Annotated in this window: 19 protein-coding genes and 1 tRNA gene; 4 read left to right on the forward strand and 16 right to left on the reverse strand. The window is 74.8% G+C overall.

The window, feature by feature from the left end; genetic code table 11:
- Positions 1–198: 198 nt before the first annotated feature.
- The 8 genes from ISOVA_RS12660 to ISOVA_RS12695 all read right to left on the reverse strand — a co-directional run bounded on the left by ISOVA_RS12660 (position 199) and on the right by ISOVA_RS12695 (position 10,197).
- Positions 199–1,137, reverse strand: coding sequence for a 4-(cytidine 5'-diphospho)-2-C-methyl-D-erythritol kinase (locus ISOVA_RS12660; protein WP_013839614.1), 939 nt, complete (start codon positions 1,135–1,137; stop codon positions 199–201).
- Positions 1,134–2,027: a 16S rRNA (adenine(1518)-N(6)/adenine(1519)-N(6))-dimethyltransferase RsmA gene (gene rsmA / locus ISOVA_RS12665; RefSeq protein WP_013839615.1), complete on the reverse strand. Its 894-nt coding sequence runs from the start codon at positions 2,025–2,027 to the stop codon at positions 1,134–1,136. Before rsmA ends, ISOVA_RS12660 begins: the two co-directional genes overlap by 4 nt.
- Positions 2,028–2,063: 36 nt before the next feature.
- The gene (locus ISOVA_RS12670) at positions 2,064–3,389 is read right to left on the reverse strand and encodes an aggregation-promoting factor C-terminal-like domain-containing protein (RefSeq protein WP_233275896.1); all 1,326 of its coding nucleotides are present in this window, start codon (positions 3,387–3,389) and stop codon (positions 2,064–2,066) included.
- Positions 3,390–3,690: 301 nt separating this feature from the next.
- Complete coding sequence (locus tag ISOVA_RS12675) at positions 3,691–4,842, reverse strand: resuscitation-promoting factor (protein ID WP_013839617.1); 1,152 nt, start codon at positions 4,840–4,842, stop codon at positions 3,691–3,693.
- Positions 4,843–5,150: 308 nt separating this feature from the next.
- Entirely contained in the window at positions 5,151–6,323 is a 1,173-nt protein-coding gene (locus tag ISOVA_RS12680) for an aggregation-promoting factor C-terminal-like domain-containing protein (RefSeq protein ID WP_013839618.1), read from the reverse strand.
- A gap of 53 nt (positions 6,324–6,376) precedes the next feature.
- Positions 6,377–7,288 (reverse strand): TatD family hydrolase, encoded by a 912-nt coding sequence (locus tag ISOVA_RS12685; protein WP_013839619.1) that lies wholly within the window; start codon positions 7,286–7,288, stop codon positions 6,377–6,379.
- 1 nt (position 7,289) lies between these two features.
- On the reverse strand, positions 7,290–9,074 hold the full coding sequence (gene metG, locus ISOVA_RS12690) for a methionine--tRNA ligase (RefSeq protein WP_013839620.1): 1,785 nt from the start codon (positions 9,072–9,074) through the stop codon (positions 7,290–7,292).
- Between the two features lie 106 nt (positions 9,075–9,180).
- Positions 9,181–10,197, reverse strand: a complete 1,017-nt coding sequence (locus ISOVA_RS12695) for a PQQ-dependent sugar dehydrogenase (protein WP_013839621.1) — start codon at positions 10,195–10,197, stop codon at positions 9,181–9,183.
- A gap of 87 nt (positions 10,198–10,284) precedes the next feature.
- On the opposite strand from ISOVA_RS12695, the gene ISOVA_RS12700 reads away from it, so the two are divergent.
- Positions 10,285–10,464 carry a hypothetical protein gene (locus ISOVA_RS12700; RefSeq protein ID WP_013839622.1) on the forward strand — a complete coding sequence of 60 codons (180 nt, stop codon included), beginning with the start codon at positions 10,285–10,287 and terminating at the stop codon, positions 10,462–10,464.
- A 40-nt stretch (positions 10,465–10,504) separates the two neighbouring features.
- On the forward strand, positions 10,505–11,089 hold the full coding sequence (locus ISOVA_RS12705) for an isochorismatase family protein (protein WP_013839623.1): 585 nt from the start codon (positions 10,505–10,507) through the stop codon (positions 11,087–11,089).
- A 266-nt stretch (positions 11,090–11,355) separates the two neighbouring features.
- Here the strand turns inward: ISOVA_RS12705 and rsmI are convergent, their stop codons facing one another.
- Positions 11,356–12,252, reverse strand: coding sequence for a 16S rRNA (cytidine(1402)-2'-O)-methyltransferase (rsmI, locus tag ISOVA_RS12710; protein WP_013839624.1), 897 nt, complete (start codon positions 12,250–12,252; stop codon positions 11,356–11,358).
- A gap of 26 nt (positions 12,253–12,278) precedes the next feature.
- Between rsmI and ISOVA_RS12715 the strand changes: the two genes are divergently transcribed.
- Entirely contained in the window at positions 12,279–13,949 is a 1,671-nt protein-coding gene (locus tag ISOVA_RS12715) for a dolichyl-phosphate-mannose--protein mannosyltransferase (RefSeq protein ID WP_013839625.1), read from the forward strand.
- A 76-nt stretch (positions 13,950–14,025) separates the two neighbouring features.
- Here the strand turns inward: ISOVA_RS12715 and ISOVA_RS12720 are convergent, their stop codons facing one another.
- From ISOVA_RS12720 to ISOVA_RS12745, 6 genes are all read right to left on the reverse strand, one after another.
- Positions 14,026–15,135, reverse strand: a complete 1,110-nt coding sequence (locus tag ISOVA_RS12720; protein WP_013839626.1) for a family 20 glycosylhydrolase — start codon at positions 15,133–15,135, stop codon at positions 14,026–14,028.
- Between the two features lie 1,399 nt (positions 15,136–16,534).
- A complete protein-coding gene (locus tag ISOVA_RS17530) occupies positions 16,535–17,203 on the reverse strand; it encodes a hypothetical protein (protein WP_143762133.1) in 669 nt (222 codons plus the stop codon).
- Between the two features lie 57 nt (positions 17,204–17,260).
- Entirely contained in the window at positions 17,261–17,491 is a 231-nt protein-coding gene (locus ISOVA_RS15665) for a beta-galactosidase (RefSeq protein ID WP_049788349.1), read from the reverse strand.
- A gap of 165 nt (positions 17,492–17,656) precedes the next feature.
- Positions 17,657–17,729 (reverse strand) — tRNA-Ala (locus ISOVA_RS12735).
- Positions 17,730–17,778: 49 nt separating this feature from the next.
- Positions 17,779–18,984, reverse strand: coding sequence for a hypothetical protein (locus ISOVA_RS12740; RefSeq protein WP_013839628.1), 1,206 nt, complete (start codon positions 18,982–18,984; stop codon positions 17,779–17,781).
- Between the two features lie 105 nt (positions 18,985–19,089).
- Positions 19,090–19,701 carry a GNAT family N-acetyltransferase gene (locus ISOVA_RS12745; RefSeq protein WP_041295461.1) on the reverse strand — a complete coding sequence of 204 codons (612 nt, stop codon included), beginning with the start codon at positions 19,699–19,701 and terminating at the stop codon, positions 19,090–19,092.
- A 96-nt stretch (positions 19,702–19,797) separates the two neighbouring features.
- Between ISOVA_RS12745 and ISOVA_RS12750 the strand changes: the two genes are divergently transcribed.
- Entirely contained in the window at positions 19,798–20,448 is a 651-nt protein-coding gene (locus ISOVA_RS12750; RefSeq protein ID WP_013839630.1) for a 5-formyltetrahydrofolate cyclo-ligase, read from the forward strand.
- Positions 20,449–20,502: 54 nt separating this feature from the next.
- Here the strand turns inward: ISOVA_RS12750 and ISOVA_RS12755 are convergent, their stop codons facing one another.
- Entirely contained in the window at positions 20,503–23,076 is a 2,574-nt protein-coding gene (locus ISOVA_RS12755; RefSeq protein WP_041294891.1) for a penicillin acylase family protein, read from the reverse strand.
- Between the last annotated feature and the right edge of the window lie 63 nt (positions 23,077–23,139).

The raw sequence follows: 23,139 nt of genomic DNA on the forward strand, positions 1-23,139 counted from the left end.
CGCGACGTAGCGCGTCGTGCGCCGAAGTAGCGCGTTCCGTCGCGAAGTAGCGCGCCGTGCGCCGAAGTAGCGCGTTCCGTCGCGCTACTTCGCGGCGTCGAGCGCTACTTCGCCGCGAAACGCGCTACCTCGCCGCGAAACGTGCTACCTCGGCGCAGGACGCGCTACCTCGGCGAGAAATGCGCTACCTCGCGGGGGTCAGGTGAGCAGGCGGGCGCCGTGGGCGGGGGCGGTGGTGCACCAGACGGTGTCGGCGGCGCCCTCGGCGGTCCAGGTCGCGGCGATGGCGAGCGCGTGCTGCCGTGACCGCGCGAGCGCCGCGACGGTCGGCCCCGAGCCGGACACGACGGCCCCGAGCGCACCGCCCTCGCGCGCGAGCGTGAGCGTCCGCTCGAGCTCGGGCCGCAGCGAGAGGGCCGCGGGCTCCAGGTCGTTGTGCAGGGCGGCGCCGAGCGCGTGCGGGTCGCCGGCGCGCAGCGCGTGCATGAGCGGCGCCTCGTCGGCGAGCTCGACGTCGCGCGCCTGCCCGGCGGTGAGCTCGTCGAAGCGCCGGTAGACCTCGGGCGTCGAGAGCCCGTCGTCCGACACCGCGAAGACCCAGTGGAACTCGCCGCGCGTCATCGCGGGCGTGAGCAGGTCGCCGCGCCCCGTCCCGACGGCGGTGTGCCCGAGCAGCGCGAACGGCACGTCCGAGCCGAGCCCGGCCGCGACGACCGCCAGCTCGGCGCGGGGCAGTCCCGTCTCCCACAGGGCGTCGCACGCGACGAGGGTCGCCGCGGCGTCGGCGGAGCCCCCGGCCATGCCCCCCGCGACGGGCACGCCCTTGGTGACGTGCAGCGCCACGTCGGGCTCGACGCCGGTGTGCCGGGCGAGCGCCTCGGCGGCCCGCCACGCGAGGTTGGTCTCGTCGAGGGGGACGCGGTCGGCCTGCGGCCCGTCCACGGCGATCGAGATCCCGGCGCCGACCGGCACCTGGGTCGCGGTGACCTCCTCGTACAGGGCCACCGCCTGGAAGATCGTCACGAGCGGGTGGAACCCGTCCTCCTGGACCGGTCCCACGCGCAGCGAGAGGTTGACCTTCCCGGGCGCGCGGACGCGCACGGACGGCTGCGGCGCGGGGGCGAGGTACGACGTCACGCCTCAACCGTGCCAGCGGGACCGCCGGGCTGCACGGCGGGCGCGGGCAGCTGCTCGGCGATGCGCGCGAACTCGGTGATGCCGAGCCGCTCGCCGCGCAGGGCCGGGTCGACGCCCGCGGCCCGCAGCGCCTCCTCGGCTGCGGCACCCGAGCCGAACAGTCCCGAGAGGGCCGCGCGGAGGGTCTTGCGCCGCTGCGCGAACGCGGCGTCGACGACGGCGAAGACCTGCTGGCGGGTCGCGGTCGTCGCGGGCGGGTCGCGCCGCTCGAGCGCGACGAGCGCCGAGTCCACGTTGGGGACGGGCCAGAAGACGGTGCGGCTGACGTTGAGCGAACGCCGCGCGTCGGCGTACCAGGCGGCCTTGACCGACGGCACGCCGTAGACCTTCGACCCCGGCTCGGCGGCGAGCCGGTCCGCGACCTCGGCCTGGACCATGACGAGCACCCGCTCGAGCGAGTCGAACCGCTCGAGGAACGTGAGCAGCACGGGCACGGCGACGTTGTAGGGCAGGTTCGCGACGAGCGCCGTCGGCGGCTCGCCGGGCAGCGTGCGCACGTCGAGCGCGTCGGCGAGGACGACCTCGAAGTCGGCGTCGGGCACGTGCGCCCGCACGGTCTCGGTGATCTGGCCCGCGAGCACGGGGTCGATCTCGACCGCGACCACGGAGGCGCCCGCCTCGAGCAGGCCGAGGGTCAGCGACCCGAGGCCGGGCCCGACCTCGACCACGCGCTGCCCGGGCCGCACCCCGGCCGCACGGACGATCTTGCGCACGGTGCCACCGTCGTGCACGAAGTTCTGGCCCAGCGTCTTGGTGGGCCGGACGCCCAGACGCCCTGCCAGCTCGCGGATCTCCGCGGGGCCGAGCAGGGCGCCTGGGGTGTCGGTCATGACAGGTGAGCCTATAGCCCACCCACGGTCAGCGGCTCAGTACCAGTTGTTGGCCTGGGAGTGGCTCCACGCGCCGCACGGCGTGCCGTAGCGGCCCGCGATGTAGCCGAGGCCCCACTCGATCTGCGTGGCCGGGTTGGTCGCCCAGTCGGAGCCGGCCGTGCCCATCTTGGAGCCGGGCAGTGCCTGCGGGATGCCGTAGGCGCCCGACGACGGGTTCTTGGCCAGGTGGTTCCAGCCGGACTCCTTGGTCCACAGCGCCTCGAGGCAGGTCCACTGCGAGCCGGTCCAGCCGCGGGCGGCGGCCAGCTGCTGGCCGATCGCACGGTTGCCGCTCACGGAGTAGCTGCGACCCGACGTCGAGCCGGACGAGGACGACGACGAGCCCGAGGACGACGAGCTCGACGTCGCCGGCTCCGGCTGGGGCTTCGGGCGCTCCTTGGTGCCCTTGACGACGACCTCGGTGACCGGCTCGGTCGTGACCTCGTCGGAGACCGTCTCGCGGGACTCCTCCTCGCCGTCGACCGTCGTCACGCGCTCGACGATCGTGCGGACGCCGTCCTTGCCCTCCTGGGCGACCTTCGTGCCGAGGTCGGCGTAGCGGTCGGCGTCCTCGCGCGTCTCGTGCCCGTGCTCGACGGGCTTCTCCGTGACGACCTCCTCGGTCACCACGCGCTGGACGACGAGCGCGACGGCGGCCGCGTCCGCGGCCTCCGCGACGCCCGCGGTCGCGATGTCGGTGACGTGGACGCGGTCGTCCTCGTCGAGCGTGACCTCGGCGGCGTCGAGCACCTGCTCGACGGCGGCGGTCGCGTTCTCGACGACCTCGGTCTCGCCGTCGGCGACCACGGCGACCGGGTCGTCGCCGTCGACCGGCAGCGGGAGCTCGGCGCGGTCGGCCGAGCGCGAGGCGACGATGCGCACCTCGGAGCCGCGGTCGTCGAGCAGCGTGAGGGCCTCGTGCGCGTCGGCGGCGGCGACCCAGGTCTCGGCCTGCTCGCCGTCGATGTCGAGCGTGAGCTCCTTGGCGGTGCGGACGACGATCTCCGTGCCGCTCTCGAGGGCGGACGACTCGGCGGGCGCGACGACGTCGCGCTCGCCGACCTCGACGCCCTGGGCCTCGAGCACGCCGCCGACGGAGCCGGCGAACGTCGTGAGCGTGGTGGTCTCGCCGTCGACGTCGAGCGTGACGGTCTTGCGCGCGTCGGCGTACCCGACGGCGCCGCCCGCGACGAGCGCGGTCGCGGCGACGCCGGCGACGATCGGCCACCGACGACGGCGGCGCGCGGTCGTGCGCGCGGACTCGGCCTGCTCGGCCTCGATCTGTGCGGTCATGGCGTCCTCAGGCGTGGTGTGGTCCATGGAAGTAGTCACTCGGGTCCAGACGTGGTGCTGTCCGGGCACGGGCGGCGAGAGGTCTCGACGGCCGATCCGGCGGGCTGCCCGAGCGCCCCGGGACGGGGCGCCGAACGCCGTCGTGCGGCGTCGGGCCGGTCCGCGCGCTTACACCATCGGTACGGCGGCGTGCACGCGAGACACTCGACCGTAACCGATTCGTTATCAGAGGCCAAGCCTCGGGCGGCCCGACGTGGCCATCGCCACATCGGGCCGCCCGGGCGTCATCCCGGCACGCGCGCGGTGTTGCGCCGGAGGCCCGGAGGCGTCAGAGCAGGCCGAGCTTGGCGGCGCAGTGCGGCCACTGGCCCCAGCCGGCACGCTGCTGGAGGATCTGGGCGCGCATCGTCTGCTCGGCGGCCGACGCGTCGGACGGCAGCCCCGTGCCGCCCACCGACTGCCAGGTCGACAGCGAGAACTGGTACATGCCGTAGTACCCGTTGCCGGTGTTGGTCGTCGGGTCGCCGCCCGACTCGCACTGGGCCAGCGCGGCCCACACGTCGCCGGTGGGCACCGAGCCGCCGGAAGACCCCGACGAGGACGACGAGGACGACGACGTGCTCGAGCGCGCGGGCTCCGGCTCCGGCTCGGGCTCGGGCTCGGGGCGCTCCTTGGTGCCCTTGACGAGGACCTCGGTCACCGGCTCGGTCGTCACCTCGTCCGAGAGCTTCTCGCGCGACTCCTCCGCGCCGTCGACGGTCACGACGCGGTGCACGATCGTGCGCACGCCGTCCTTGCCCTCCTGCTCGACGGCGGTGCCCTGGTCCGCGTAGCGGTCCGGGTCGACCTTGGTCTCGGTCTCGAACGGCACGGCCGCGGTCTCGGTGACCTCCTCGACCTCGACGCGCTGCACGACGACCGCCACGGTCGGCGCGCCGAGCTCGTCGGCGGCGCGGCGCTCGACGTGGATGCGGTCGTCGCCGTCGAGCGTGACCCCCGCGTCCTCGAGGATCGCCTCGAGGCCGATCCCGCCGTCGGGCACGACGGTCTCCTCGCCACCCACGACGAGCGCGACGGGCCCCTCGGCGTCGAGGCGCAGCGGCAGGGACGCGCGCTCCCCCGAACGCGTGGGCACGAGCGTCGCCTCGGTGCCGCGCTCGGCGAGCGTGCGCAGCGCCTCGTCGGCGTCGAGCGCGGTGACCCACAGGTCCCGCTGCTTGCCGTCGGCCTCGATCGTGAGCTGGCGGCCGTAGCGCACGACGACCTCGGCGCCGTCGCGCAGCACGCCGTCGCGGGCGGGCACGACGAGGTCGCGCTCGGAGAGGCGGACCCCCTCGGCGGCGAGGAGGCCGTCGACCGAGCCGGCGAAGGTGGTGACGGTGGTGGTGCGACCGTCGACGTCGAGCGTCACGGTCTTGCGGGCCTGGTCGACGACGGCGACCGCCCCGCCCGTGACGGCGAGGGCGAGCACCGTGACCATCGCGACGAGCGGCCACCGGCGGCGGCGACGTCGGGTGTCGGCCGGGGTCGGCTCTGCGGGGGTCGCAGCGCCGGGTGCTGCGGTGGCGGACTGCTCTTCGGGGGTGCGGTGCGGAGCGTTCACTCGGGTCCAGACGTCGTGCTGTCCGGGCACGGCGCGCGGACTCCCGGCTGGCTGTCGGGGCCGGGGCCGATCCGGCGATCCCGAAGACCGTAACCGCATCGTTACCATCCGCCAAGCGAAGGTGTGGTAAAGATGCCCGACTCTGTCCAGGCTGTCCCGGAAAGTCACCGCAGATTTCTCGTGCGTCAGTACCAGCCGACGGCCACCGAGTGGCTCCACGCGCTGCACGGCGTCCCGTAGCGCCCGGCGATGTACCCGAGGCCCCAGCGGATCTGCGTGGCCGGGTTGGTGCGCCAGTCGGCGCCCGCCGTGGCCATCTTCGTCCCCGGCAGGGCCTGCGGGATGCCGTACGCCCCGCTCGACGGGTTCTCGGCGTTCCAGCGCCAGTTGGACTCCTTGGTCCATAGCTTGTCGAGGCACGAGAACTGGTCGTCGCCCCAGCCCCGCTCGGCGGCGAGCGCCCGCCCCAGGGTGCGGGCCGAGCCGGGGTCGACCGCGACCCGCGCGACCTCCATCGTGCCGACGACCACGACCTCGTTCACCGGCTCGCGCGTCACCTGCCGGCTCACGAGGACCCGCTCGACCTCCGTGCCCGCGAGCGTGCGCACCTCGTAGGTGCTCACGGCCTCGCCGGGACGCCCGCGCGTGCGGACCGCCTCGTAGCCCTTGGGGAGGTCGGCCGACTCGATCCGCTCGGTCGTGAACGGCAGGACCTCGCGCACCTGGTCCGACGCCGTGTCGCCGCGGCTCACGAGCACGACCATGCCGTCGACGGCGGCCGCACCGAGCGGCACCGACGTGCGGTCGTCGGGCCCGAGCGTGATGCCGACGTCGGCGAGCACGTCGCGCACCGTGGACTGCGTGGTGCGCAGCGGCAGGACCGACCCGTCGACCGCGACCTGGACCGTCTTGAGCGTCGACACGCGCACCGGCTCGCGCCCGAGGACCGCCGAGCGCGACGCCGTCGCGACGGCCCGGTCGCCGCGCGGGCCCAGGGCCGAGAGCAGCTCGCCCACCGTGTGGGCCGTCGTCGTGAACGTGCGCGTCTCGCCGTCGATCTCGACGGTGACCTCGCGGCTCGAGCGCACCACGACCTCGCCGTCGTCGACCGCCGCCTCGCTCGCCGCGGGCTGCACGAGGTCGCCCTCGCGCACGGGGATGCGGTGGTAGCGCAGCACGTCGCCGACGGTGGCGCCGTAGGCCTCGACGGTGCGGACCTGGCCGTCGTAGTCGATCGTCACGGTCTTGTGCGCGTCGGTCACGGCGAGCGTGCCGCCCGCGAGCGCCAGCACGACGACGGCGTGCACCGCGTGGCGCGCCGCGCGCGGCAGGGGCCCTCGACGCTTCACCACGGGCACCAGACCGTAGCGGTCCCGGCGCGCGCGGGGAAGCCTCGGGATCCTCGGGGAACTCACCACGGCCCGTACACCCGCTCGGACGTCGCGGACAGCGCCGCGCACACCTCGTCGAGCGGCCGCTCGAGCGTCGCGGCCATCGCGCGCACGGTGTGCCCGACGACGTACGGCGCGTTGGGCCGGCCGCGGAACGGGTGGGGGGTGAGGTAGGGGGCGTCGGTCTCGACCAGGACGAGCTCGAGCGGCACCGCGCGCAGCGCCTCGCGCAGGTGGTCGTTGGCCCGGTACGTCACGGGGCCCGCGAACGACAGGTACCAGCCGTGCTCGGCGCACACCTTCGCGAGCTCGGCGTCGCCGCTGAAGCAGTGGAGCACCGTGCGCTCGGGCGGGCCGTCGGCGAGCAGGACCTCGACGACCTCGGCGTGCGCGTCCCGGTCGTGGATCTGCAGCGCCAGGCCGAGCTCCTTGGCGAGCGCGACGTGCGCCCGGAACGCCTCCCGCTGGACCTGCGCGCCGCGCTCGCCCGTGCGGAACAGGTCCATGCCCGTCTCGCCGATCGCCCGGATGCGGTCGTTGCCGCGCGCGAGGTCGGCCACGAGCGCGATCGCGTCCTCGAGGCTCGCCGCGTGGCGGTCCTCGGGGGCCGGGGCGAGCCCGTCCGGGCCCACCTCGTCGACTCCCGCGTGGAGCGTCGCCTCGTTGGGGTGGATCGCGACCGCCCCGAGGATCGCGCCGTGCTCGCGCACGAGGCCGTCCGTCCAGCGCGCCGACTCGACGTCGCAGCCGACCTGCACGAGGCGGTCGACGCCCGCGGCCGCGGCCCGCTCGAGGTGCGCGGCCACGCTCGGCGGCGCGACGTCGTCGGGCAGGACGTCGGCGATCGACTCGAGGTGCGTGTGGTTGTCGACCACGGGCACCGGCAACGGCTCGGGGTCGGCCGGGAACCCGCGCTCCCGCGTGCGCGCCACCTCAGACCTTCTCGCGCAGCCGCTCGAGCTCCTCCTCGACGATCGAGTCGTCGAGCTTGGTGAACACCGGGGTCGGCTTGGCGACCGGCGTGCCCGGCGTCACGGGGCGCGACTCCCACGCGGGGAACGCGTAGTCGCCCGTGATGACCGGGTACTCGCGCGACGGGTCGTCGAGGTCGGTGACCTCCTCGATGCGCGGCTGGGGCGCGAACGTGCCGGTGCCGCCGAGCGTCTCGTGCACGGCCTGCGCCGAGTGCGGCAGGAACGGCGCGAGCAGGGTGTTGCAGTCGCTCACGGCCTGGGTGACCGTGTGCAGCACGGTGCCGAGCCGCTCGGGGTCGGTCTTGAGCTTCCACGGCTCGGTCTCGGAGACGTACCGGTTGACGTCCGCGACGACGCGCATCGCCTCGGCGATCGCGGCGCGCTGCCGGTTGGTCTCGATGAGCCCGCCCACGGTGCCGAACGCGGCGCGCGTGGACTCCAGGACGCGGCGGTCGACGTCGGCGAGCTCGCCCGGCGTCGGGATCTGGCCGAAGTTCTTGTGCACCATGCTCGCGGTGCGGTTGACGAGGTTGCCCCAGCCGGCGACGAGCTCGTCGTTGGTGCGGCGCAGGAACGACTCCCACGTGAAGTCGACGTCCTGGTTCTCCGGGCCGGCCGCGGCGACGTAGTAGCGGAACGCGTCCGGCTGGTAGCGCGAGAGCATGTCGCGCACGTAGATCACGACGCCGCGCGAGGAGGAGAACTTCTGCCCCTCGACGTTGAGGAACTCCGAGCTCACGACCTCTGTCGGCAGCTGCAGGCTCCCGTACTGTCCCGGCGAGCCGCCGCGCGAGCCCTTGCCGTCGTAGGCGAGCAGCTCGGCGGGCCAGATCTGGGAGTGGAACGTGATGTTGTCCTTGCCCATGAAGTAGAGCGAGCGCGCGTTCTCCTGCGTCCACCACGCCCGCCAGGCGTCGGGGTCGCCGGTGCGGCGCGCCCACTCGATCGACGCCGAGAGGTAGCCGATGACGGCGTCGAACCACACGTAGAGGCGCTTGGTGGGGTTGTCCTCCCAGCCGGGCAGCGGCACGGGGATGCCCCAGTCGATGTCGCGCGTCATGGCGCGCGGGCGCACGTCGTCGAGCAGGCTGAGGCTGAAGTTGAGCACGTTGGGGCGCCAGCCGTCGCGGCTGCGCAGCCAGTCGCCGAGCGCATCGACGAACGCGGGCAGGTCGAGGAAGAAGTGGTTCGACTCGACGAACTTGGGCGTCTCGCCGTTGATGCGGCTGCGCGGGTTCTTCAGGTCGATCGGGTCGAGCTGGTTGCCGCAGTTGTCGCACTGGTCGCCGCGCGCGCCGTCGTACCCGCAGATCGGACAGGTGCCCTCGATGAAGCGGTCGGGCAGCGTGCGGCCCGTCGACGGCGAGATCGCGCCCATGGTCGTCTTCTCGACCATGTAGCCGTTCTTGTGGACCGTGCGGAACATCTCCTGCACGACGGCGTAGTGGTTGCGCGTCGTGGTCCGCGTGAACAGGTCGTACGTGAGGCCGAGCGACGTGAGGTCCTCGACGATGACCCGGTTGTACCGGTCGGCGAGCTCCTGGGGGCTCACGCCCTCCTGCTCGGCCTGGACGAGGATCGGCGTCCCGTGCTCGTCGGTGCCGGACACCATGAGCACGTCGTGACCCGCCATCCGCATGTGCCGGCTGAAGACGTCGGAGGGAACGCCGAAGCCGGCGACGTGGCCGATGTGCCGCGGGCCGTTGGCGTAGGGCCACGCCACGGCCGAGAGGATGTGGGTCATGGTGCCCGATCCTAACGGGGTGGTCACCGCCCGGCGGGTGCGAGTCTCACCCGCACGAGCCGGTCGTCGCCGTCGCGGGGCGAGCCCCGTCCGTCCGTGTTGTTGGTCAGCACCCACAGGGTCGCGGCGTCGTGCGGCCCGACGGCGAGGCCTGCGACGTGGGCCACCAGGCGACCGGGTCGACCGTGCCCCCCGGGCCGCCCGGGCCCTCGGCGTCGGGCCAGCCGTAGTTCCCGCCGGGCCGGATCACGTTGAGCTCGTCGTACGTGCGGGCGCCGAACTCGCTCGCGTACATCGTCCCGACGGCGTCCCAGCCGAGGCCCTGGACGTTGCGGTGCCCGAGCGACCACACGGGCGAGCGGGGCTCCGGGTTGCCGGGCGCGGGCTCGCCGTCGAGGGTGACGCGCAGGATCTTGCCCGCGAGGGAGGCCCGGTCCTGGGCGTTCGACGGGTCGCCCGCGTCGCCCGTGGCGACGTAGAGGTGGCCGTCGGGGCCGAACGCGACCGCACCGCCGTCGTGGTTCGCGGCGTGCGGGATGCCCTCGACGACGGTCGTGAGCTCGCCGAGGGTCGTGCCGTCCGGGGTGCCGCGCAGCACCGCGTTGTCGTCGGGGCCCGTGCGGTAGACCACGACGTCGCCCGACGCCGGGTCGAGCGCGACGCCCAGCAGCCCGCCCTCGCCGCGCGGGCGGGTCTCGGCCAGGAGCTGGTCCGCCCCCGCACCGGTGACGGGCGTCGAGGTGCCCGCGGCCGGGTCGACGACGAGCAGGCGCGCCGCGTCGCGCTCCGAGACCAGCAGCGTCCCGTCCTCGAGCGGGGCCAGACCCCAGGGGACGTCCAGGCCCTCGACCACCGTCTCCACGGTCGCGGTCACCGCGCCCGGACCCAGGGACGTGCCCGACGGCGTCGCTGGCGTCACGGACGGCGACCCGCTCTCGGACGGAGTTGCCGGCGTGGCCGGTGTGCTCGTCGCGGCCGCGGGCGGGGACGAGACGCCGACCGCGGGCTGCCCGGTGCAGCCCGCGGCCAGGCTCGCCGCCACGCCCGCCGCGGACGCGAGCGCGGCCGCGGACCGCGCCGGCCGCGCACGAGGCGCGCACCGCCGTCGGGCACCGGGAGACATGGCTCCATCCTGCAGCGCCGACGGCTGCCGTGCCGGTCAAGCCTGTGGCTTGCTCGCCTCAAGGCTGGTCCAAGGACGGAGGCCGCGATGGGGATCGTCGACCGGGTACGGAGCTGGTTCGGGCGCTCGCGGAGCACCGAGCCGGAACCCGCGAGGACGGACGAGCTGCCCTACGTCCCGCCGCCGTCCGAGGACGCACGACCGCGGCCGGGCACGATGACGGTCGAGCCGCTGCGCTGCTCGGCCAACGCCGGGTTCCTCGTCTGACCGCACCCGCACCGGGCCGAACGGTGGCAATGTGGGTCGTATGGACGAGACCACCAGGACGCGCCGGGCCCTCATCGTCGTCGACGTGCAGCCGACCTTCTGCGAGGGCGGCGAGCTCGCGGTCGAGGGCGGCAACCGGGTCGCGGAGGACGTCGCGGCCTACGTCGCCGTCCACCGCGAGCGCTACGACCTCGTCGTGACCACCCAGGACTGGCACATCGACCCGGGCGAGCACTTCAGCGACACCCCCGACTTCGTCGACACCTGGCCGCCGCACGGCATCGCGGGCACGCCCAACGCCGAGCTGCACCCCGCGCTCGCCGACCTCGAGGCCGACGTCGCGGTCAAGAAGGGCCAGTACGCGCACGGGTACTCGGGCTTCGAGGGCGCCGACGAGGCGGGGCGCCCGCTCGAGCAGGTCCTGCGGGACGCGGGCATCGAGGCGGTCGACGTCGTCGGGCTCGTGGAGTCGCACTGCGTCAAGCGGACGTCGCTCGACGCCGTGCGGGCGGGGTTCTCGACCCGCGTGCTGACCGACCTGACCATCCCCGTCACGCCCGAGCAGGGCGAGCAGGCCCGTGCCGAGCTCACCGCCGCCGGCGTGGAGCTCGCCACGTCGAGGTAGCGCGTTCTCCGGCGAAGTAGCGCGTCTTTCCGCGAGGTAGCGCGTTTCGTCGCGAGGTAGCGCGTTTCACGCCGAAGTAGCGCTCGCCGTCGCGAGGTAGCGCAGGTGCCCGACGGCGGGACCGGCGTCGGGCACGTCCGTCTCCGTTCGTCGCGCATACGGGCTTGGAAGGCGGCGTTCGGAGGCGGACGTCGGCTGGCAGCGCGCTACCTCGCGACGAAACGCGCTACCTCGCGGAAAGGCGCGCTACCTCGCGACGAAACGCGCTACCTCGCCGCGAGGGCAGCGGCGTACAGCTCGCGCTTGGGGACCCCGGCGGCGGACGCGACGTCGGCGACGACGTCCTTGAGCCGCTCCCCCGCCTCGACGCGCGCGAGCACCTCGCCGACGAGCTCGTCGACGCCGGGCGCCTCGGCCTCGGGCGCCCCGGCGACGACGACGCAGATCTCCCCGCGCAGCCCGTCGCCGCCGTCGGCCCGCTCGCGCACGAGCGACGCGAGCGACCCGAGCCCGCCGCGGAGCACCTCCTCGTACGTCTTGGTCAGCTCGCGGCACACGGCGGCCGGCCGGTCGGTCCCGAAGGCGTCCGCCATCGCCGCGAGCGTCTCGACGACGCGGTGCGGCGCCTCGAAGAACACCATCGTGCGCGGCTCGGCCGCGAGCGCCCCGAGCCATCGCGCCCGCTCCCCCGCCTTGCGCGGGACGAAGCCCTCGAACGTGAAGCGGTCGGTCGGCAGCCCGGACAGGGCGAGCGCGGTGAGCACGGCCGACGGGCCGGGGGCCGCGGTGACGCGGAGCCCGCGCTCGACGGCCCGGGACACCACCCGGTACCCCGGGTCGGACACCACGGGCATCCCGGCGTCGGTCACCACGACGACGGTCCCGCCGTCCTCCACGACGTCGAGCAGCTCGTCGGCGCGGGCCGTCTCGTTGTGCTCGTGGTACGAGACGACGCGCCCGCCGACCGCGACGCCGAGCCGGCTCGCCAGCGCGTGCAGGCGCCGGGTGTCCTCGGCTGCGACGACGTCGGCCTCGGCCAGCAGCCGGAGCAGGCGGGGCGAGGCGTCCTCGGTGTTGCCGATCGGCGTGGCCGCGAGCACGAGCGCGCCGCCGGCGCCGGCCGCGGAGGACGCCCCGGAGGACACGGCGGGGTGGGAGGTCATGGTGACCAGCGTCCCACGCCCCTACGATGTGCCGGGTGACCGAGCACGCGATCGCGCCGAGCGCCGGTCCCGACAGGCCCTTCGCCACCGTCGCGACCGCCGCCCCCGCCGACGAGCCCTCGACCGAGACCCGGCTGCTGCGCACGCTGCTGGGCCGTCGCCGGCTCGCGCTCGACGTCACCCGCCGCGCCCGGTTCTGGGCCTGGTTCGGCACGCTCGCCGTGACGCTGCTGGCCGCGGTCGTGCGCCTGTGGGAGCTGGGCCGCCCGCCCGCGCTCGTGTTCGACGAGACGTACTACGTCAAGGACGCCTACACGCTCGGCCGCGAAGGCTACGAGCGGCAGTGGCCCGACGAGCCGAACGCCGCCTTCGAGGCGGGCGACGTCGACACCTACCTCGAGCAGGCCGCGTACGTGGTCCACCCGCCGGTCGGCAAGTGGATGATCTGGCTCGGCATGGAGGCCGGTGGGGGCGCGACGAACCCGTTCGCGTGGCGCCTCGCGAGCGCCGTCGTGGGCGTCCTCGCGGTGTTCCTGCTCGTCCGCATCGCGCGGCGGCTGTTCGCGTCGTCGCTCCTGGGCGTGCTCGCCGGGCTGCTGCTCGCGGTCGACGGCGAGGCGATCGTCCACTCGCGCACCGCGCTGCTCGACCAGTTCCTCATGTTCTGGGTGCTCGTCGCGTTCGGCTGCCTGGTCATGGACCGCGAGTGGGCCCGACGCCGGCTCGCGTCCCGCGTGGCGGCCCTCCTCGACGCCGGGGGGTCGGTCGAGTTCTACGGACCTCGGCTCGGGTTCCGCTGGTGGCGGCTGGCCGCGGGCGTCTCGCTCGGCCTGGCGTGCGGCGTCAAGTGGTCGGGCCTGTACTTCGTCGCGGTCTTCGGCATCCTCACCGTGCTGTGGGACATGACGGCGCGCCGCGCCGTCGGCGTCGGCCGGTGGTGGGAGGACTCGATCCTGGTCGACGCCGTCCCCGCGTTCGTCGCGATCGTCCCGACGGCGGCGCTCACCTACCTGGCGACGTGGTGGTCGTGGTTCGCGCAGCCTGGCGCGTACTTCCGCCAGTGGGCGGTCGAGAACCCCGGCCAGGGCGTGACCTGGCTCCCCGGGCCGCTGCGTAGCCTGTGGGAGTACCACACGCAGATGTGGGACTTCCACACGACCCTCGACTCCGAGCACGGCTACGCCGCCCACCCGCTGGGGTGGATCGTCCAGTGGCGTCCCACCTCCTTCTACTGGGAGCGCGTCACGGCGGGCGAGGCGGGCTGCGGCGCGTCCGTGACCGACGGGTGCGCGTCGGCGGTGACGTCGCTGGGCAACCCCGTGCTGTGGTGGGCGGGCGCGCTCGCCGTCGTCGCGACGGTCGTGCTCGGCGTCCTGCACCGGGACTGGCGCGCGACGGCGGTGCTCGCCGGCCTGGTCGCGGGCTGGGTCCCGTGGTTCTTCTTCACCGAGCGCACGATCTTCACGTTCTACTCGATCGTGTTCCTGCCGTGGGTGGTGCTGGCCCTCGTCCACGTCGCGGCGGTCGCGCTCGAGCGCACCGAGGAGCGACCCGGCAGGTCGCGGGTCATCATGGCGGTCGTCGCGGTCGTCGCCGTCGTCGTGCTGGTCTCGGCCGCGTACTACCCGGTGTGGTCGGCGCTGCAGGTGCCGTACGACTACTGGCGCTCGCTCATGCTCCTGCGCTCCTGGATCTGAGCACCACGTTCTCCCCGCTGTGGGCGTGATTTCTGTTGTCGAGAACCGGGCCAAAAAGCGCAAATCGGGCCAGAAATCACGCCCACAGCGCTAGAACGACCAGCTGACCTGCGGCGTCGGGTGGAAGGCCCACCTCGTCGCGCGTCGCGAGCGTCTCGGTCCACACGGCGGCGGAGACGCCCTCGACCGCGTCCGCCGGTAGCTCCGGGACGACCTCGGTGGGTTCCCAGTCGTACGCGTCGCGCAGCTCGACGAAGCCCGCCCACTGCAGGCCGAGCGGGTGCTCGGGCGTGTACTTCATGTCGAGGTAGGCGCGGTTCCCCGGCGACATGACGAACCGCACGCCCGCGGCCGCGGCGGTCACGAACGGCTCGGCGTCGACCCGAGGGTCCCAGTACTGCAGCAGCGTCCCGGCCTCGAGCCGCGCGTGCGCGGCCTCCTGCCACGCCACGGGCGTCTTGCCCGCCTCGCGCACCACGCGGCACGCGAGCTCGACGAAGCGGGTGTACTCGTCCGAGTCCATCGTGAGGACCTCGTCGCCGCCCACGTGGACGTACGGCCCGTCGGTGAGCCGTGCGACGTCGCCGATCACGTCGCGCAGGAACGGCTCCGTCGCGGGGTTGTCGAACCACAGCCGCGAGATGCCGACCTCGGTGCCCTCGTGCGCGAGAACGCGCAGCCGCAGCGCGCCGGCGAGGTCGACGACGGCACGCAGGTCGGCGGGGCCGAAGAAGTGCCGGACGACGTCGACCATGAGCCCGCGCCACCGGTACCGCGGTGCGTCGTGGACGACGACGGCGGGCGCGACGCCGTCGGTGCCGACGAGCTGGCGCAGCACCCGCACGGCGTGGAGCAGGCCGACGCGCTCGGGCGCGACCGCCACGACGCCGTCGGCCGAGACCCGCAAGGTGTACCGCTCGTCGCTGCGCGAGCCGGGCGGGCCGGCGGCGGCGTCGAGCCGGAGGGTCACGCCCACGGGCGCGGCGTCGTCGACCCGCACGCCCGCGGCGGCGAGCTGCTCGGCGGCGAGCGCCCCGAGGCGCGGGTCGGGAGCGTCGAGGCGCACGGCGTCGAGCACCGGGCCGGGGCCGTCGAGCGGCTCGACCGCGACCGGCCACGGGACGATCGGCAGCGGGCGCGGGTCGGCGGGCCCGCGGTGCGGGACGTCGGTCACGGCGAGGCTCACGACGCCGCCACCAGGACCGGGGCCGCGGGCTCGGTCGGCACGAGCCGGTCGACGCCCTCGTACACCGCCGCGGGCCCGGACCAGCCGAGACGGACGGTCTCGGGGACGTCCTCCGTCAGCCGGTTCCACACCCACTCGCCCGTCGTGGCGCCACCGGTGCGGTCGGCGACGACGAGGATCTCGACCTGCGGCACCGACCGCAGCGTCTCGCGGCCCGGCACCGAGTCGGCGCGCGTCTGGTGCACCGCCAGCAGGACGGGCGGCAGGCCCTCGCGCGTCGTCACCTCGGCGAGGTACTCGGCGACGTCGACGATCTCGGCCGCGTCCATGACGTTCGAGCGCGTGGCGACCCCGTCGCCGCGCCGCTGCTCGGGGTGCAGCGCGACGCCGACGCCCGGGACGGTGAGCAGCGGCTCGAGCGCGCGGACCTCCTCGACGACGGGTCCGGGCCCCGCGGCGACCTCGAGCAGCACGTACTGGTCGGCCTCGCGCGCGGCCCGCACGAACGGCTCGAGCTCGGCGAGCGGAACCTCCACGACGTGGTCCCCGTCGTCGCCGGCGGAGCGCGAGGGCGTGCCCGTGCGCACGACGACGGTCGGCACGAGCGGCTCGCCCTCGACCGCGTACGGGGCGGCCGCGGCCGCCGCGCGCTCGACGACGGCGGCCGGGTCGCCCCGCCGGTCCGCCTCGGTCGTGACGTAGCGCGCGGGGAACAGGTGCTGGTCGCCGGTCGGCAGGAGGACGCCGTGCTCGGCCGTGAGTACCTTCCACGCGAAGACGTCGGGGTCGCCGAAGGTCGGGCCCACGCCGACGACCGTGAGCGCCTGCGCGTCGTCGATCATCGCGATCGCCTCGGGCACGGCCGCGGGGTCGCCGCCGGGGACCTCGAACGTCACGGCGCCGGCCGCGCGGACGGTCGCGATCGCGGCCTCCTGCCCCGGTTGCGGGTCGGTCAGCGCGAGCACCTCGCGCAGCAGCACGGGCTCGCCGGTCGCGGGCAGGACGTCGCGCAGCTCGGCGAGGTCGCCCTCGGCGAGCTCGCCGTCCTCGGTGACGACGCCCGTGTCGAGGCGCACGACGTCGACGCCCGCGGCGAGCGCGGCCCGCGTCCCGGGCGCGGCGACCTCGTGCTCGTCGCCGCCGTCGGGCGCCGGCGACGGCTCGACGCGCTCGACGTCCTCGATCCCGCCGGTGGGCTCGACGACGACCGCGGTCGCGACGCCGAGGCGCTCCAGCTCGGACGCGATCGCGTCGTCGGAGATGCCGCCGCCGGCCAGCAGCGCCGGGGCGTGCAGCGCGGCGGCCGCGGCGGAGGCGGCCGGCAACGCCTCGGGGGCGTCCGAGCCGGCGAGGACCACGAGCTCCGACCGCTCGAAGAGGACCTGGCTCGCGGTCAGCGTCAGCTCCGCCGGGTCGGAGGAGTCCAGCACGAGCGTGTGCGACTCGGGCTCACGCACCTCGAGCGGCGGCTGGGCGGGCGACGCCGACCGCAGCGGCTCGTCCGCGGGCGGCGCGGTGCACCCCGTCGTCCCCAGCACGACGACGACGGCGACGGCCAGGGCAGAGCGGACGAATCGGGCGTTTCGGGGTTGCACACCACATATCCTTGCGCATCGGCGGGACCGGGTCGACGCCCCTCATTGTCCCAGGGGCGGCGGGTGCTCACCCGTCGGACGGGCGCCGCTCGAAGCCGGTCCCGCACCTGACCCGTGATGCCCTTGCGCTCGCCGACGAGCGGGCCGTAGTTGACGCGGCCGAGCGACTCGACGACCAGGTCGACGCGCAGGCTCCCGCCGGCCGGGATCGCGGGCAGGTCGACCGACACGACCGGGCCCGGCCCGGCGACCGCGAGGCGCCCGTCGACGTACACCGTGACGCGGTCGGCGACGCCCGTGACCTGCAGCGGCAGCGCCTCGCGCGGCCCGTGCAGGACGGTCGTGTGGATCGCGACGCCCTGGTCGACCCCGAGGTCCTCGAGCGTCGGCACGTCCGCCGACCACGTCTCGGGGGCGGCCGCGAGCGCCGACCCCGCCGCGACGGCGAGCGGGATCTCGGCCTCCTTGAGCATCGGCGTGGGCTCCGGGACGTCGGGGACGGCCGTGTCGTCGCCGGCCGCGCGCCGCGCCTAGAGCAAGATCTCGCGGAAGCGCCAGAACGTCTCGGTCGGCTCCCCGCGCTCGTCGATCGGGGCGTCGTAGTCGTAGCTCGTGATGGTGGGCTGGAGCTCGCCGTCGTGCAGCGCCCCGGCGCGGTTGGCGCCGGCCCACGGCCCGAAGTTGGTTCCGCCCTGCGCCATGTAGAGGTTGACCGACCCGTCGCGCAGGAGCTGCGCGCCGGACACGACGATCTCGGGCATGACGGGAGCTCATCGAGCACTTCCCCGTGCTCGAGGACCGATCACTGGCCTGACGAGGACAGAGCGCCGTCACCAGGCCGGCGTGAGGGGCCGAGCAACGTGCATCGCGCCCGAACGACGAAGGTCCCCGACCCGGCATGCGCCCGGTCAGAGACCTTCCTTCGGTGGAGCCAGGGGGATTCGAACCCCCGACCTTCTCATTGCGAACGAGACGCGCTACCAACTGCGCCATGGCCCCGAAGCGGTCCCAAGACTAACACCCGGGAACCGCTGATCTGCAAATCGGCTCAGCCGGCCGCCCGGCGGCGGGCCAGGATCTGCTCGAGCGGCAGACCGAGCGTCTCGGTGCGTTGGCGCGGCGCCTCGTCGGCGAGCAGCTCGTCCGCCGAGGCCGCCGCCGCGTCCGCAGACGCCTCGCCGCCCGACGGCGGTTCGGACGTCGCGCCGCCGGTGCCGGTCGCGCTGGCGGTCGCCGTCGCGGCGGCCGCGGCGACGGCGGCCGCGACAGTCGCCGACGAGGCGACGGGCGTCGCGCCCGTGAGCGGCTTGGGCTCGCGGCGCGGCGCCTCGGGCTTGGTCACGTAGGTCGGCAGCGGCACCGGGACGGGGTCCCACGCCTCGCCGCCCACCCCGCCGGGCCGGGTGCCGGGCGCGGGCTGCTCGATGATCGTGGGGGCACGCTCCTCGGCGGGCTCGAGCACGGGCTCGGGCTCCGTCGTCGGCTCGGCGCGGTCCTCCGCGGCCACGGCGCGAGCCCGTGCGGCGGCGGGCTCGCGCGACGCGGGGCGGGCGGCGGCGTCGACCCGCGGGATCATCTGCGTGTGCGTCGCCGACGGGTGGACGGCACGACCCGTCACGCGTGCACGGTTGCGCGGCGCGTACGGCCCGCCGTTGGCCAGCGCCCGCGCCTGGACCGCCTCGCGGCGCGCGGCGCGCTGCGCGGCGACCCAGCGCTCGTCGGCCCGGCGTGCGGCGACCACCGCCGCCCGGCCGAGCACGAGCACCAGCGCCAGCATCGCGGTCGGTGCGGCGCCGCCCCACCAGTGGACGTAGCCGAGCCCGACGGCGGTCCACCCGACGGCGGTGAGGACCACGAGCAGGAGCGTGAGCACGAGACGGCGACGGGCGCGGGCCGCACGGCGCTCGAGCAGCGCGAGCCGCGAGGCCCGCACGGCGGGCGTCGCGCCCGTGGCCGGCCGCCGCTCCAGCGCGCGGCCTGTCGGGACCTGAGCCATCCCTCGCTCCCCTCCTCCGGCGTCCACGGTCGGCGAGCTGGCCATCAGGAGCGGCCGCGCCTGCGGCGGCTCCGCCGGCGGCGCGATCGCCGCGGACGGTCCGCCGCCCGCCACCGCCAGCACCCGCAGCCCCCCGGAGAACCGGTCCTCCACCCGGGACTCGAGCAGCTGCTGGCGGTGCCGCAGGCGCTGCGGCACCCAGTAGCCCAGCCACAGGACGAACAGCGCGAGCGCCGCGAGACCTGCTGCCGATTCCACGTCACGACGGTAGGCGCACGCCCGCGCCCGGCCGGGGACCGACGACGGCGTGTCCGCGGTCCGCCCTGCGACGTCGTCACCGGTTGCGGACGGAGCGGGCCCCCGCTACAGGGCGTCGCGCAGGCGCTGCCACCGTGCCAGGAGCCCCTCGGGCACCTCCTCGGCGGTGAGCGCGAAGGTGCGGTGGTCGCGCCACCGGCCCTGGATGTGGAGGTAGCGCTCGCGCAGTCCCTCGTCGCGGAAGCCGAGCTTCTCGACGACGCGCAGGCTCGGCCCGTTCTCGGGCCGGATGTTGATCTCGATCCGGTGCAGCCCCAGCGCCGTGAAGCAGTAGTCGGTCGCCATCGCCACGGACGTCGGGATGACACCGCGCCCCGCGTACTCGCGCCCGATCCAGTAGCCGATGCTCGCCGAGCACAGCGACCCGTACGTGATCGAGGAGACGGTGAGCTGACCGGCCAGCGCACCGTCGAGCTCGACGGCGAACGGCAGCGCGCTGCCGCTGCGCGCCTGCGCGGACAGCACGCGCAGGTACTCGCCGAAGGTCGACGTCGCCGGCTGCTCGGTGGGCGACGTCGCCTCCCACGGCTCGAGCCACGCCGCGTTGACCGCGCGCAGGCGCATCCACTCCCCCGCGTCACGACGACGCAGCGGACGCAGGACCACCGACCCCGACGGGCCGTCGTCCCGCAGGGTCACGGGCCACGGCTTCGACATGCTCCAGCCTCTCGCGACCTTGTGCGTCATCGCACCTCCGTTCGACGCCGGGCGGAACCGGCTCCCCCCGGCACGGGACCCTGCCACAATGGGGCCATGCGCGGCGACCCGACGACCAGCTCACGCCAGCCGTACCCCATCTACCCCGGCATGGAGGTCGCCGAGGCGAAGGAGGAGCTGCGGCGCGAGATCCGCGCCCGTCGGGCCGCCCGGCCGCCGCGGCTGCGCACGGAGGCGTCCGTCCGGTTCGCGGACGTCCTCGAGACCGTGCCCGCCGTGCGGGACGCCGCGGTCGTCGCCACGTACGCGTCGCGCCCCACGGAGCCGAGCACGTGCGAGCTGCTCGAGCGCCTCGCCGCGCGCGGCGCCCGCATCCTCCTGCCCGTCCTGGGTGCCGGGCTCGCCCGCGACTGGGCCGAGTACGCGGGCCAGGAGGACCTGCGCGAGCGCGCCCCGGGGCGTCCTCCGGAGCCGGGCGGCCCCACGCTCGGATCCGAGGCGATCGCTCAGGCCGACGTCGTCGTCGCGCCCGCGCTCGCCGTCGACACGCGCGGCATGCGCCTCGGGCAGGGCGGCGGCTGGTACGACCGCTCGCTCAAGCAGGCGCGCCCCGACGTGCCGGTCGTCGCGATGGTCTTCCCCGAGGAGATCTACGACGCCGAGGAGCGGCCGCTGCCCGTCGAGGACCACGACATGCCGGTGCACGTCGTCGCGACGCCCGAGGGCTGGCAGGCGCTGCCCGCCTGACGCGCCGCACCGGCTCACGCCGGGGGCGCCGGGCTCACCCGTGCGGCGGGCGCGTCACGGCACGAGCGTCGCCCGCGTCCGGGCCGCCTCCCCGACCGCCTCGCGCGAGAACGGCCACGCGAACGTCGTGCCCGACGCCCATGCCTCGAGCTGGTCGGAGTAGTGGCGCGACGCCGGGTGGCCCGACACGCCCGTGACGGTCACCCACGTCGACGCGTCGAGGTCGCCCAGGTCGACGACCATGCGCATCGACGGACCGGTGCGGACGGCGAAGCTGCCGCTGCCGGCGTCCCAGCCGGTCGCGTTGACGATCGACGAGCCGCCGCCCATCGGCACCGCGCGCGGGTTGACGTAGTCGCGGACCAGCCCCGGCACGTCCTCGCCGCCGAGGACGGGGTGGGCGAGCTCGAGCGTGTGCAGCGCGCCCCACGACCAGTCCTCCGGCTCCTTGGACAGCTCGACCGTGAGGTCGCGCCGCGCCGAGACGAGCGCCTGGGTGAGGATCTCGTCGCGGCTCTCGAGCACGTTGAGCGTGGACCGGTCGTCCCACAGCGGGTCCTCGGGCCGCTCCAGCAGGTGCTGCATGACGACGAGCCAGCGCGAGTTCCCCGACGGCCGCATCGACTCGGGCAGGTCGTCCCAGAACGTGTCCTTGAGCAGGTTGCGCCAGACGGCCGCGAAGTACGCGGCGGCGTGCGAGTCCGCGTCCATGCGCCCGTCCCAGTCGGCGAGCAGCTCCTGTCCGGCGGCGTCATAGTCGTTCGGGACGTCGACCTCGAGCAGCACCGGGAGCAGGACCTCGGCGAACGGCGACCACTCGTCGTTCTGGATCCGGTTCATGTCGGCGACGGTGAACGGGCGGCCGGTGGCGATCTGCTCGTCGAGCAGCGTGCGGATGCGCTCCGCGCGGTACCCGTAGTCGAAGTCGCGGCCCAGGAACGGCTCCGACTCGGGCGACAGCACCGCCTGGTTCGCGGCCACGACGTAGCCCGACGCCGGGTCGAGAGCCCGCGGCATGTCGTCCGGGTCGACGTAGCCCTGCCAGTCGTAGCGCGGGTCCCAGCCGGGACGCGGCCAGGTGCCGTCCGACGGCACGGGGCCGTCGACGTCGGCGCGGATCGGCACGCGGCCCGGCGCCTGGTAGCCGATGTGCCCGTCCGTCGTGGCGAACACGATGTTCTGGTTCGGCACCTCGAACAGCTCGGCCGCGGCGCGCACGTCGTCGGCGTCCTGCGCGAGGTTCATCGCGAACACGGCGTCGGCCGTGCGCCCGGGCTCGAGCGCCGTCCAGCCGAGCGAGACGGCGTACTCGCCGAACGCGGTGCCGGCCTCGGTCGGCGAGTCGACGACGTCGTCGAGGTCGAGCACGCCCGAGACGATCGGGCCGTGCGCCGTGCTGCGCACCTCGATGTCGATCGGCCGTCCGCCGGCGACGCGGATCGTCTCGGTCCGCACGTCCATCGGCTCCCAGCGCTCGGCGGAGCGGTCGGCGAGCCAGGTGTCGTCGCGCACGCGCTCGACGAAGAAGTCGGTCACGTCGGCGTACATGTTCGTCAGGCCCCAGGCCAGCCGGTCGTTGTGGCCGATGACGACGCCCGGGAAGCCCGCGAACGAGAAGCCCGCGACGTCGAACGGGCACGAGTCGTCGACCGTGGCGCAGTGCAGGCCGACCTGGCTCCAGATGCTCGGCGCACCCAGCGTGAGGTGCGGGTCGTTCGCGAGGATCGGCGCGCCCGACGCGGTGTGCTCGCCCGAGACGACCCACGAGTTCGAGCCCGTGCCCTCGCCGCGACCGACGAGGACCGGCACGGCGTCGAGCGCGCGCCGCGCGGCGTCGAGCGCTCCCCCGACGGCGGGCGCCGCGTACTCGGGCGAGACCTGCGCGGCGGTGCGCCCGCCGCTGCCGGCGGCCGCGTCCGTGCGGTCGGCGTTGGCGAGGATCGGCTCGTTGCCGGCGTCGGAGTACGGGGGGAACAGCTCCTCGACGAGGGCGACGTCCTCGAGGGTGCTGTACGCGAGCGCGCGCTCGAGCTCGACCTGGTAGTTGCTGCGCATGTCCCACGCCATGGCCTTGAGCCACGCCAGCGAGTCGATCGGGTCCCAGGGCTCGGGCTCGGCCAGGTCCACCGTGAGCCCGAGCACGGTGTACTCGAGCGCGAGCTCCTCGGGGTCGCGCGAGTCGACGTAGGCGTTGACGCCCTCGGCGTACGCCTGGAGGTACGCGCGGGTCTCGGGCGCCAGGAGGTGCCACTCCTGCTCCGCGACGCGGCGCCAGCCGAGCGTGCGGATCACCATGTCGGCCTCGATGGCCTCGGGCACGTCGCCCACGAGCTCGGCGAGGCGGCCGGCCGTGACGTGGCGGCGGTAGTCCATCTCGAAGAAGCGGTCCTGCGCGTGCAGGTAGCCCTGCGCGGCGAACAGGTCGTGCGCGCTCCCGGCGTAGACGTGCGGCACGCCCTGCGCGTCGCGGACGACCTCGACCTCGCCCTCGAGCCCCGGGACGCTCAGCTCGCCGTCCCAGGTGGGCAGCGGCCGACGGACCGTCACGACCCCGAAGACGGTGGTCGCCACCAGGGCCAGGGCCACCACGACCGCGATCCCCACGACCAGCCTGCGGAGGCGGGACATGCCCCGGCGGGGCGGTGCGGGGGCGTCGTCGACGTCGGGCACTTCGGCGGTGGTGGTCGCTGA

The sequence above is a fragment of the Isoptericola variabilis 225 genome, assembly GCF_000215105.1.
Classification (GTDB): domain Bacteria; phylum Actinomycetota; class Actinomycetes; order Actinomycetales; family Cellulomonadaceae; genus Isoptericola; species Isoptericola variabilis_A.